Origin of the sequence: Porphyromonas somerae DSM 23386 (assembly GCF_000372405.1) — a bacterium.
Taxonomy (GTDB): domain Bacteria; phylum Bacteroidota; class Bacteroidia; order Bacteroidales; family Porphyromonadaceae; genus Porphyromonas_A; species Porphyromonas_A somerae.
The window spans coordinates 29,735-42,743 of the sequence record NZ_AQVC01000020.1; the positions used below are offsets into that span (position 1 = coordinate 29,735).

The window sequence follows — 13,009 nt, forward strand, 5'->3', positions numbered from 1 at the left end:
GTCCGAGGAAAAGGACCTCGCGGAGGTCATTATCTTGACCGAGTAGAGACTGTTGCACGAAGGCGTCGTCCTTGATTACTTTTGCCAAATAGTTGACATCGGGCATTAATTTTCTTATATTTGTAAAATTATTTCCCAACTCACTGTAGGTTTTCAATATAGCCACATTGAGAAGGGTCAATCCAGTATTAAGATATTCACATATCACCCACTCAGAATTAAAACATGAATAGAATGACAAAATGGAATGCTCCGCGTGAGCTAATGGGCCTACTCTCAGTGGGTCTGCTACTCCTATTGCTACCTATTTCTCTACACGCTAGTAGGTCAGTGCTCCCCACTTCAGAGGAGCTAACCGAGCTTCAGAGCGATGGTAAGAAAGTGGTTAAGGGAGTGGTTTTGGACGACCTAGGAGAGCCTCTCCCTGGTGTCGGAATCCGCATCAAAGGGATGAAGGGCGCTTGGGGCACTAATGCCTCTGGTAGGTTTGAGATCCCTGTAACCAAGGAACGAGTAATCATGACCTTTTCGTTCGTGGGCTTTAAGACCGTAGAGCAAGAGGTAAAAGCTGGCGCTGAGGTCACCATTCAGTTGGAGGAGGATGTGGATCTCCTTGACGAAGTGGTGGTTACCGGTTACATGACCAAGAATAAGAGCAGCTTTACAGGTTCGCAGACAACTGTGGATAAGAAGCAGATCATGAGCATCGGCACCAAGAACATTCTGCAGAGCCTTGAGGCATTTGTCCCTGGTATGGTGACTATGGAGAATAGTGCTATGGGATCTAACCCTAACGCACAGCAGGAGATCAATATCCGTGGTCGTGCCACCTTTGAGGGGAAGGCCAATATGCCGGTCTTTGTGGTGGATGGTTCTATCGTCTCGAGCGAATTTGTCTTTGATATGGATATGAACGAGGTGGAGAGTGTGACGGTACTTCGTGACGCCTCCGCTACAGCACTATACGGTGCTAAGGGCTCGGCTGGTGTGATTGTGATCACCACGAGAGCACTGGAGGGTGGTAAGCTGAAGCTCCGCTACAATGGAACGATACGTACCTCTTTCCCCGACCTTTCGGACTATCACCTTCTCAATGCATCGCAAAAGCTAGAGTACGAAAGACTGGCAGGGCTCTACAATGATGCAAACCCTCAGCACCGATATGAGTTGGATAAGAAGTATGCAGCTCTTGCTACAGAAGTGGCTAGAGGAGTGGATACCGACTGGCTCGCAAAGCCACTGAGAGTGGGAGTTTCTCAAAACCACAATATCAATGTGGATGGAGGTGACGATTACGCTCGCTACAGCCTTGGGCTTCGCTATGGTAAGGACGCCGGTGTGATGAAAGGCTCTGGTAGAGATCGTCTTAACTTTACCTTTAACCTCTCCTACAGTCGTGAGAATCTATTTTTCATCTCTAATCTAGCTCGTGTGAGCTTTGTGAATAGCTATGATTCGCCTTATGGTGACTTTACCAGTTTCGTGAATGCCAACCCCTATGATAGTCCTTACGATCAGACTGGCGAATTGCGTCAGCTCCTGAATCATAATCTCCGCAACCCTCTCTACGAGGCGTCGGTGGGGAATAAGAGCAACTCTAGCAACTTCGACTTTTTCAATACCACAACTCTACGTGTGTGGCTTGGCGACTTTCGAATTGATGGTGATGCGACTTTCCAAAGAGGGCGCTCTAATAGCCTAAGGTTCGTCTCCCCACGATCGGGCGAATTTGCTACTACTAAAAACTTAAGCCAAAGGGGTAGGCTCTCAGAGACTTTCCGACGCTCTACCGACTTTGCAGCGAAGCTACTGCTTTCGTACAATAAGAATGTGATTGACGACCTCTTCCTCAGCGTGATGGGCGGTAGTAACATCGAGTATCGCTCCTCTCAACTATCGAGCTACTCCTCTATCGGTTACTTCTCTGAGAAGCTAGCCGACCCAGGCTTCTCCTCGGGATATAGTGCCGGGAGCCGCCCAGTGAGTAGTGATGAGATCGTGACGGGTGTGGGCTTCTTTGTCAACCTCAATACGATCTACAAGGAGCGCTACTTCCTTGACTTTATCTACCGCTATGAGGGATCCTCGCTCTTTGGTAAGAACACCCGCTTCGCCCCATTCTGGTCGGCAGGCGCGGGCTGGAATATCCACAAGGAGCCCTTTATGGAGGGGGTGAATGTGGACCTTCTGAAGCTAAGAGTAAGTACAGGGTATCTAGGAAATGTCTCCTTCTCGCCCTACCAAGCCCTTACTACCTACCAGTATGGTGAGCGATTTACCTATGTAAAGGGAGCTGGCTCAGTGCCTATCACGATTGGCAACCCCGATCTGAAGTGGGAGCGGACCATGAATAATAACCTCGGACTAGACCTTAATATCTTCAACGGTCGCTGGGATATGTCGCTCGACCTTTACTGGAAGATCACCGACAACCTACTTCTAGATGTGACGAAAGCCCCATCAGTAGGTGTGCAGACGGCTAAGCAAAACGTGGGCGAGATAGAGAATAAGGGTATCGAGCTCAGCACTAGAGTGGTGCCTATCCGTACTAAGGATTGGAACTGGACCCTTTCTCTAACCGCTTCGCACAACCGCAATAAGATCCGCAAGATCAGTAATGCACTGAAGGCTCAAAACGAGAAGAATATGGAGAAGAATGAGGCTGGCAAGCCACTGCCTATCTACGTGGAGGGTGAGTCGCTATCTACACTAAAGGTGGTACCTTCGGCCGGTATTGATCCTGCTACAGGTAAGGAGATCTACATCAAGCGAGATGGTTCACTCACCTTTGATTATGACCCAAGGGATAAGATCACTGTGGGTGACACCAGCCCTGTGGTATCGGGTATGATGAGCTCTTACCTCACCTACAAAGGTTTCTCACTCACTGCAGGTCTGAGGTACCAGCTAGGAGCTATGGACTACAATACCACTCTCGCTAGCCGAGTAGAGGGAGCCGACCCTAAGAAGAATGCCGATGAGCGTGTCTTCAACGACCGCTGGACAAAGCCTGGCGATAAGGCTTCGTACAAAGATATTGCTGACTCTACGGTACCTATGCAGACCACTCGCTTTGTGTCGGTGCACAACTTCCTAGAGCTCAGTACGCTCTCACTGGCTTACGACTTTAAGCCTATTGACCTTAAGTACTTCAATATCCGCAATCTACGCCTCGAGCTGATGGCGAATGATATTTTCCACTACTCTAGCATCAAGCAGGAGCGTGGACTATCGTACCCTTATGCTAGGTCGGTGGAGATGACCATACGTTTTACCCTTTAATGAAGTTAGGATCGAATGATGAAAAAGAATAATATATACCTATTCGTCACCACTCTGCTACTACTTTCTGGTAGCCTTGTGAGCTGCAATAAGTTTCTCGACGTCCAACCCAAGGGAACTTTGCCAGAGGATGTACAGTTTAGCGACGAGCAAGGATTCAAAGATGCCCTCTATGGAGTTTATGCATTGATGGGTGATCAGGCACTCTATGGTGAGAACCTCTCCTATGGATTTGTGGACAAGTTAGGTCAGATGTTTAAGTACATCAACACCGCCAATCTCGACAACGAGATCACCAAGTATGAGTACACTAACCTTAATGTCCGCCCTATCATAGATAATATATGGGCTTCGCAATATTCCACTATCGCCGCGGTCAATCTGATTATCAAGCATGCCGAGACGACCGACCTCACAGGTGAAACTATGGATATCATCAAGGGTGAAGCCTATGCACTGCGTGCCTTCCTTCACTTTGATCTTGTCCGCCTATTCTGCGTAAGGTATGCCGACCGCAGTGGCAAGAGTGGTATCCCCTACGCCTTTGAGGCTGACCAAAATAATAAGGAACTCTTTGATATTGAAGGGGTCTACAAGAATATCCTTGCCGACCTCGACAAAGCGGAGACCCTTTTGCAGAAGGATAATACCCTCAATGCACCACTCGGTCTATCGAAAGACCCCTATTATGATGAGCGCTATTCGGAGCTGAATAAGTATGCTGTGATGGCATTGAAGGCGCGTGTCTACTACACTATGGGCGACAAGACCAAGGCTGCAGAGTATGCCCGAAAGGTCATTAATGCCGATGTGGTAGGTAGTGACGAATCTGGGGAGGTGAAAGGGCTAGCTCTGACCAAGCCCAATGAGTTTAAGAATATCAAGAACTTCCCAGGCACAGGGGAGATACTCTTTGGTATCTATGCCGATAAGCAGGCACAGAATATCTACGACCTATTCCTCACCAACCCTCAGTCGGGCAACTTTACCGAGGCACGTAAAGACCTTAAGGCTCTCTACGAGACCGATAAGTTTACCGCCACCAATACCGATCATCGTTATGCAGCCTTCTACAAGGAGGAGAGCAGAGGCACCTTTGTCTATACCCGACTTATAGAGTCTGAAAACGAATTGACTCAAAAGACCTTCAGGGGCATCCCTCTGATACGTCTGCCTGAGATGTACTACATCCTCTCGGAGAGCCTGTACGACACCAATAAGGAAGAGTCCATCAAGCTACTTAATGAAGTACGTGCTAGCCGTGGGTTAGAGCCCATTACAGACAACTCTTTGGACACCAAGGAAAACTATATCCAGGAGATGCTACGGGAGCGGATGCGTGAGATGCCAGGCGAAGGACAGATCTTCTTTGCCTATAAGCTCTACAACCTACCTATCTTAGCTCACAGTAGCAATCAGAGTTTTGAGCCATCAGAGGAGATCTTTGTGCTACCATGGTCAGAGAGCGAAAAAGAGTTTGGTAACGTAAGCAAGTAAATATAAGCATATGAAAAGTACATTATATAAGTCACTACTAATCATCGGTGCCACAGGGGGCCTACTACTAGGTGGTTGCTCCACTCCCTTGTCACAAAAGACCGATGAGCTAGGGATATCCACCGATGGTGCATACCACGGTGAGGGTAAAATATACTTTGACCAACAGACCAAAGCAGATACCCTCATCAATTACTCCTTTGGCCCTAATCCGCTAGAGGAGCAATCTCACGAGGTGAAAATACCTCTCCGTGTACTTGGGGATAAGTCGGAGCAGGCTCGTAGCTACAAGGTCACTATCGTAAAAGATAAGACCACTGCAGAGGCTGGCAAGCACTTCACCCCACTCAAGGAGAGCTACCAGTTTAGAGCTGGTGAGTACACCGATACTCTCCGTATCGAGTTACTTCGTAGTGAACTATCTGCCGAAGTCGAAGAGCCTGTACAGCTTACTATTAAGTTAGAGGGGACCACGGATCTACAGGTTGCCTTTGAAAAGCAAAACCAATACACCATCACCTTCAATAACTACTTAGCTATCCCTTCCCCCTGGATCTACTTGGGACCATATTACCTTGGAGACTATCACACACTCAAGTACATCAAGCTATTAGAGGCTTATGACCACGATGAGAATAAGTTTTGGGCCGACGAGAACTTTGGTGCAAAGTTTGCCGAGTGGATGCTCAACATCAAGAATGTACGCGATTACTTCCTAGCTCACCCCGAGCTAGAGGTTCCTCCCATTCCAGATCCATCTGCCTACCTAACATTTGTAGAATAAACAGTCAACGATATGAGCAAAAGATATATTTTAATCGCCCTAGCTAGTATGCTAGCACTCTCCTCCTGCTTTAAGGATCACAGCACCGAAGCAGACGTGGCCATCACAGAGCTTGTTCCCAAAGGAGAGCTACAAGAGATCTACCGAAGAGGTCAGGGGCTACCCCTGACTATCCCTTGCCCAGAGATAGAGATGAAGGGGGTTGAGAAGCCACTCACCTACTCATGGGAAGTCAATTACAAAGAGGTCTCAAAGGAGAAAGACCTGGTATATCCCTGCAATGAATTCGGTATCTTCCCTGTACGCCTTAAGGTAACCAATGGAGAGACTACACTCTTCTTCACGAGCCAAATCGATGTACAGTACCGGTACCGCAAGGGGATTTACTTCCTTTGGGGTGATGCTTCAGAGGCAAAAGTAGGGTATATTGACCCGCTTCAGCCCAAGGAGGATATCGACCTCAACTCACTAGCTCTCAACAATCCCAAAGAGACTTTCGAGGGAGAGCCTCACGACCTTGCCTTTTATGCCAATGAGAAGTATGGCTACAAAGGCTTTCTCCTCGCCGCCGGCAAGAATCTATATAGCTTCAGCCCCGACGAGATGAGGTTTTTAAAGCCACTGAAGCTCTCCACAGACGTGGTAGGCTTAATGGGCGACCCTAATGATAAGCTAGGTCCTTTTTTCTACAATGGGCGCTTTGGCATTATGGATGCGGTACTTCTTTCCGTTAATAATCAAGACTATCGAAAAGTGCTGACCCCATTAACCAAGAAAGAGTTTGGGCAAGAGCCTTATCTCGCTCCAAGACTACTTTATTGGAGAAAGGTGGGTGAGGCTTCTACCGATGGTTATCTAGTGTACGACAATCAAAATGAAGTCCTCCTAGCTAAACACAAAAAGGCTGAGGTGTGGTTCAAGGATGAGACCAAGGGTTATGAGCTACTAGAGATGCTGTCGCTCGACCAATCGCAGCAGATGGTCCTTTACCTCCGCTCAAAGAGCGACGGTTCTATTAAGGAGCTAAAGCTCAAGCCGGGTCTGTATAAGGCGGGTAAGAAGTATAACCACGACAAGGAGCTTACCTACTCTGGAATAGTACCTACAAATGTCAAGCTAGCAAAAGGGAGTATCCTAGTGGCTGCTTCACTTCGTAACCTGATTTATTACACCGACCCTGAGGGGAAAGATATCTATGGGTACAGCATCGTATCTGAGGGCAATTACCAAAGCTCACCACTTCTCAAGACCCCTGCCGGGCAAAAGGTGGTGGATATGAAGGTAGATAAAGAGAGTAAGTATCTCTATGTAGCCCTTACCGATGGCTCAAAGTCGACGATTCAGCGTATAGACCTTGAGAGTCACAAGATGGATATGGAGTGGAGCGATCTTCAAGCCAAGATCGTGAAGATAGCACTCAGAGAGGACAACCCAACCAATCTATAAAATACAAACATACACAGAGTAAAGAGTAATGACAAAGGAGATAAGAGTCCTTACGGCTCTTCTTCTATCAGTAGCACTTCTGTGGGGCAATCCCACTGAAGTGTCTGCTGGTGGAAAGAAGCGCAAGGAGGAGAAGTACGCCAAAGTATTTAAGGATGACAAGGTAGAGAAAGCGGTTGATGGCTTCCTAGGACTATACAAAAAAGATGGGAAGCTCTACCTAGAGATCCCCAAGTCGGAGCTAGGGAGTGAGCTACTCCTCGGTGCCGCCCTATCAAGTGTCTCAGACGGCACCATCCTCACTCTAGGCATGAAGAGCGAGGAGCCGCTCTTGATGAGCTTTGAGCTAAGAGATAGCACCGTAGTAGTCAAGAAAGCCAATACCATCGTCTATGATGAGGGAGCCGACGAACAACTAAAGAAGGCACTCTCTATCAGTTATCGCGACCCCTACGTACAGGCTTTCCCAATCGAGGCATACGCCCCCGACTCAAGTGCTTTTCTCATCGATGCCACCAATCTACTAGCTCGGGAGAATAAGCTGGTCAGCGTCATTCCCAAGCACTCAGGCGAATTTACCCTTTCCGCTACCCCCGAGAGCTCTATGTCTTTTATCAAATCACTGAGCTCCTTTGAGGATAACGTCCAAGTACGCGTGGAGCTCAATTACAAGCTCTCTGCCACCATGCTGGGAATGGTCTCTGTGGCAAGTGATATGCCCACCACTGTAGAGGCCACCTTTACCCTCATTAAGCTTCCCAAAGAGGCCATGCCGGTAAGGGTCGCCGATACACGGGTAGGCACCTACACCACTACCAAACTACAGTTCCGCCCCGACCTCGATAAGTCCTCGAGCCTCTACCTTGCCAATAGGTATCGCCTGATTCCCCGCGACCTAGAGGCCTATCAGCGTGGCGAGTTAGTAGCTCCGATAGAGCCAATCGTGCTCTACCTAGACCCCACCTTCCCCGAAGATTGGAAAGAACCCATCCGACAGGGGGTGCTACAATGGCAAGGGGCACTAGCACAGGCAGGATTCAAGGATGCCCTTCGCGTGGTAGACTACCCGACTGATGTACCCGACTTTGATCCCGACAACCTTAAGTACTCCTGCATCCGATATATCCCCAATGGAGATGAAGAGATTTATGCCCCTTCGTGGGTGGATCCTCGCACGGGAGAGATCATTGCCTCGAGCCTTCTTGTCTCCAATAATATCGAGAAGCTATTCTACAAGTGGTACTTTACGCAATCGGCATTGGTAGATCCTTCCATTCGTAATACCCCCCTTCCAAAAGAGCGTCGTGATGCCATGCTCACCATGGCAATTGCGCACGAGATAGGGCATATACTAGGGCTGCAGCACAATATGCTTGCCTCTAGTGCTTATCGCACCAAAGACCTACGAGACCCTGCATTTGTTGCTAAGCACGGTATCTCACCCAGTATTATGGACTACGTAAGGCTCAATTACGTAGCTCAGCCCGAGGATCGGGTTCCCTTTGTCCTCCCACAGGTAGGTCCTTATGATAAGTATGTAGTGGAATGGCTTTATCGCTACTTCCCCGAGCACCATGGCGATACCAATAAAGATTCCGAAGTGCTCCAAGCAATGGTCGATAAGAAGAGCCAAGAACGTATCTACCAGTACCTTCCAGAGCAGAGCTATGCCTTTGACCCACGGGTGATTGCCAATGACCTTGGCGACGACCCGATCGAGAGCAGCACCTTGGCGATTAAAAACCTTCAGCAGATCTCTCACAACTTCCCTGCATGGATCAAAGATGATGAGGATAGCCGAAAGAAGGATGCACTGGACCTGGTGATAGCACAGCAATTTCATCAGCTCCTCAAAAACGTGATGCATCAGATCGGTGGCATACAGGTCAATCCTGCAAAGCCCACCAAGGAGACCCCACTCTACACCGTGCTCCCTAAAGAGGTACAGCGAAGCTCCCTCCGTTGGTGCGTAGATAGAATCAAGGAATTTAAGAGCTATGGCAATCAAGATCTAGAGCGCATGAGCAATATCCGCATCAGCTACTACGACCAGCTCTTCGAATTCCTCATCAACGATCTCTACAACACCCGCATGAGAGTGCTTACCTCCTCCCACATCGTACCAGGAAGCTACTCTCAGGCAGAGTGGTTTGCCGATATGAGCCAAGAGGTCTTTCGGAACATCCGCGAGCATCGCGACCCCACGCACGCCGAGATCTTGCTACAGCGTGGCTTTATCAACCTAGGCAAGGCAGAGGTGAGTGGCACCACGATCCCTACCAAGATGATTCCTGCTGCACTCAAGGAGGAAAATACCCCTACCCTTACCTCCTTTGGCGACCCACAGCGTAGCCCCTACCCTATGATCCGGCTAGAGGATATCGACGAGTCGGGGCTCCACTTTATGATTGCCCTAGAGAAGCTACTCCCTCAGCTAGAGCGCGCAGCGAAAGAGGCAAAGTCGGCCGAGGCCAAAGCGCACTACTCCGTAATGGTATTCAAGACTAAGAAAGCACTTGAAGGAAAGTAATGAAAAGTAATATGATACAGCACTCTAGGCTCCCCCTCCTATTGATGCTTCTCTTTCTGCTAGGGGGCCCAGAGGTCTCGGCACAGTGGCTCAAGTCCAAGCGTACCTTTGCTAAGGAACAACGTGAGGAGAAGGAGCGTGAAAGTAAGCTGAGCCCCTATGAGCGTTTCTTTGAAAAGGATAAGCCCAAGAGTAGCCAAGGAGAGTTCCTAAAGCTACATCAAAAGGAGCAAAGACTCTATATTGAACTACCCGTGGAGCAGCTACAAAAGGAGATGCTGATGGCCGCTACCGTCACCGACGTTTCCAATCCACAGCTCGCGCTCCCAGGCTTTAAGAATAATGGTCCCATCCCTATCCAATTTGTGCAGAAGGATAGCCTCATCACCATGGAGGTGGTGAATAACGACCTGATGCTCGACCAAGCCAGCCAGCACCTTCTGGAGGAGGTAAAGGGGAGCTACACCAATGTCACTCTCCACACCTTTAAGTTGGTCGGTTATGCAACGGATAGCACCAGCTTGCTTTTTGAGGTGACCGACTTCTTCCTCAAAGAGCAGCGTTTCTTTGATGGCTTGGTAAGCAACGTCGGCTCCTACCGGCTCTCCTCTAGCCCCAATTCAGGACTATCCTACATCGATCAGATCAAGTCTTTTGAAAATAATGCCGTCGTAACCGTTGAGCGCTCAGCTATGGTATCGCTAGCCAATCAGAGGGGTACCGCCCTCAAGGATTACCCCGTCACCTATCGCCTCACCTACTCCATTGTAGAGCTCCCCGAGGAGCCGATGATACCGCGACTAAGCGATACCCGTATCGGCTACTTCCTCACGGAGAAAAACATCCTACACACCGAGAGCGGTCAGATAGAGCCAGCTACCTTTGCACGACGCTGGAGGGTAGAGCCACTCCACCCCGAGGTGATTGCCCAGGGCGGTCTATCGGAGGTAAAGAAACCAATCGTCTACTACATAGAGGATACCTTCCCCGAGCGATGGCGTGCCGCTATCAAGGCAGGGGTGCTCAGGTGGAATAAAGCCTTTGAGCGAATTGGGCTCAAGGATGTAGTGCAGGTAAGGGACTTCCCAAAGGACGACCCACAGTTCGACCCAGATAATATCAAGTACTCTTGCATCCGCTACATCCCTGTAGGGATTGAGAATGCTATGGGTCCATCGTGGTATGACCCCCGCACAGGGGAGATCATCAATGCCTCGGTGATGGTCTATAGCAATGTGATCAAGACCCTCAACAACTGGTGCTTTGTACAGACCGCACAGCTCGATCCTACCGTACGCACCAAAACGCTTCCCGACGACCGATTTATGGAAGCACTAGAGTATGTGATCGCACACGAGATAGGGCATACCCTTGGGCTGATGCACAATATGGCCGCTTCAAGTGCCTACACGGTAGAGCAACTCCGCTCTCCCGAATTCACCAAGAAGTACGGTACCACCCCCAGTATCATGGACTATGCCCGCTGGAACTACGTGGCACAGCCCGAAGACAAAGGGGTCAACCTCAATCCTCCCTTCTTAGGTGTCTACGACTACTACGCCATTGAGTGGGGATACAAGGTGTTCCCTGAGCTAGGTGGCGACTTTATCAAGGAGAGCAAAGCACTGCAAAAGTTTGTAGCAAAGCACGAGAGCAACCGCCTCTATAAGTACGGTGCACAGCAATTGGGACTTCGCCTAGACCCCTCAGCGATTGAGGAGGACCTCAGCGATGACCCTGTAAAGGCAGGTGAGCTAGGGCTACGCAACCTACAGTACATCCTCAGCCACCTCGATGAGTGGATCCAAGACGACCCCGATGCCGACCACCGCAACGACCTCTATGAGCAGATCCTAGGACAGGCCTACGGTTATTACAATAACATCTTTGCATTTGTCCCTGGCGTGATACTCACCCAATCTTCGGAGCAGTCGGGAATACCCCGATACCAAGTGCTACCACGCGAGAAGCAACGCGCCGCAGCTCTTTGGCTACTCAATAATGTAGCCAACTTCCGCAAGCTAGGGGAGCAGGCACAAGCAACACACCTACAAGTGGCTGCTTTGAAACCTTTCGAACTAGCAGAGGGCGATATCATGAAGATGGCGATGCTCAATACCAGTAAGCTAGCTATCTCCAATTACTTCGACCCCACCTCCTACTCCCCATTAGAGTATCTAGAGGACGTCTACCAACACGTATTCCGTAAGACCCTTAGTAGAGACGAAAGAGTGAGTAGCTACGAGCGGCGTTTTCAGGAGATCTTCGTGAGATACCTGGTGGCCGCAATGGCCTACTCACTAGATAACATCTACCCGGTAGGCTTTAAAGGGGGTGACGACCTAGCACTTCAATTTGACCAAAACTACCCCCACCTACGCCCCATTTGCCCACATACCGAGTGTGAGGGAACATCCATCCAACTCCTCGGATTTGGCAATGACTACGGTATGGTGGACCACCTATGGGCACAGGCAGTCAACCTCACCACCGACTATACCCTCGACTATACCATCAAGGTGAGAAAGCTACTTGAGAAGGTCACAAAAACCACCAGCGACCCTACCCTCAAAGCCCACTACAAGCTACTCCTCAACACCATTAATCGCAGGCTCGAGAAGTAGTCATCCCTACATACAACCAACTGCGAAGCGAGGCATCTCCCAAAAGATGCCTCGCTTTTTTATTGTAAAAAGAAAACGCTCAAGCACCTATTTACAACGCCTCACTGTCCATCTGATTATTGATAAAAGATGCCAAAGTATTTCTATTGACCTTACAAATCTCGGCGATCTTTCTTTTGGAGAGCCCTTCTTCTAAAAGTCCTCGTATAAGAGCTTTCTTATGATACAACTTGTGCTTTCTAGGGTCGGTTTTACGCCCTTTAGGACGTCCTAAAACCACACCTTCAGCCTTCTTTCGAGCTAATGCCTCCTTCGTTCGTTGGCTGATAAGGTTCCTTTCTATTTCAGCTGATAGCCCGAAAGCAAAAGCCAATACCTTGCTTTGTATATCTTCCCCAAGTCGATAATTATCCTTTATCGTCCATACGCGACACTCCTTGTTCATACAGATATTGAGTATTTCCATAATCATGAATAGATTCCTTCCTAAACGAGAGAGCTCAGCGCAGATAATTAGATCATCCTTCTGCACCTTGTTGAGGAGTTTACCTAGTTGACGTTTGGTATACGCCTTTGTACCCGAGATGGTCTCTTCTATCCAACCATCGATTTTCAAGTCCTTATTCTTGCAGAAGTTGTTGATTTCAAATCTCTGGTTTTCCACCGTTTGCTTGTCGCTACTTACCCTTATGTAACCGTAGATCATAATGTAATAAATATATATTAATGAACAAATACAACAAATATAGTCTTTCGGGCATTCAGTAAAATGAACCACAAATATTTGGATGCCGCAAAAGAGCGTTTACCTTAAGCAAAGAGGCTCTCTCTGTGATTTTCGCACCT

Annotated in this window: 7 protein-coding genes; 6 read left to right on the forward strand and 1 reads right to left on the reverse strand. The window is 48.8% G+C overall.

What is annotated here, in order from left to right; translation table 11 throughout:
• The first annotated feature begins 225 nt into the window (after window positions 1–225).
• The 6 genes from A3GK_RS0105270 to A3GK_RS0105295 are packed head-to-tail and all read left to right on the forward strand — an operon-like array spanning window position 226 to window position 12,163.
• Window positions 226–3,282, forward strand: a complete 3,057-nt coding sequence (locus A3GK_RS0105270) for a SusC/RagA family TonB-linked outer membrane protein (protein WP_018028429.1) — start codon at window positions 226–228, stop codon at window positions 3,280–3,282.
• 15 nt (window positions 3,283–3,297) lie between these two features.
• Window positions 3,298–4,779 (forward strand): RagB/SusD family nutrient uptake outer membrane protein, encoded by a 1,482-nt coding sequence (locus A3GK_RS0105275; protein WP_244860726.1) that lies wholly within the window; start codon window positions 3,298–3,300, stop codon window positions 4,777–4,779.
• A 10-nt stretch (window positions 4,780–4,789) separates the two neighbouring features.
• The gene (locus A3GK_RS0105280) at window positions 4,790–5,563 is read left to right on the forward strand and encodes a DUF4843 domain-containing protein (protein WP_018028431.1); all 774 of its coding nucleotides are present in this window, start codon (window positions 4,790–4,792) and stop codon (window positions 5,561–5,563) included.
• A 12-nt stretch (window positions 5,564–5,575) separates the two neighbouring features.
• Window positions 5,576–7,009 (forward strand): hypothetical protein, encoded by a 1,434-nt coding sequence (locus tag A3GK_RS0105285; RefSeq protein ID WP_018028432.1) that lies wholly within the window; start codon window positions 5,576–5,578, stop codon window positions 7,007–7,009.
• A gap of 28 nt (window positions 7,010–7,037) precedes the next feature.
• Window positions 7,038–9,539 carry a zinc-dependent metalloprotease gene (locus A3GK_RS0105290; protein ID WP_018028433.1) on the forward strand — a complete coding sequence of 834 codons (2,502 nt, stop codon included), beginning with the start codon at window positions 7,038–7,040 and terminating at the stop codon, window positions 9,537–9,539.
• Window positions 9,539–12,163, forward strand: a complete 2,625-nt coding sequence (locus A3GK_RS0105295) for a zinc-dependent metalloprotease (protein ID WP_018028434.1) — start codon at window positions 9,539–9,541, stop codon at window positions 12,161–12,163. The genes A3GK_RS0105290 and A3GK_RS0105295 overlap by 1 nt, the downstream gene beginning before the upstream one ends.
• Window positions 12,164–12,254: 91 nt before the next feature.
• On the opposite strand, the gene A3GK_RS0105300 is transcribed toward A3GK_RS0105295, so the two are convergent.
• On the reverse strand, window positions 12,255–12,869 hold the full coding sequence (locus A3GK_RS0105300) for a master DNA invertase Mpi family serine-type recombinase (RefSeq protein WP_018028435.1): 615 nt from the start codon (window positions 12,867–12,869) through the stop codon (window positions 12,255–12,257).
• Window positions 12,870–13,009 lie beyond the last annotated feature (140 nt).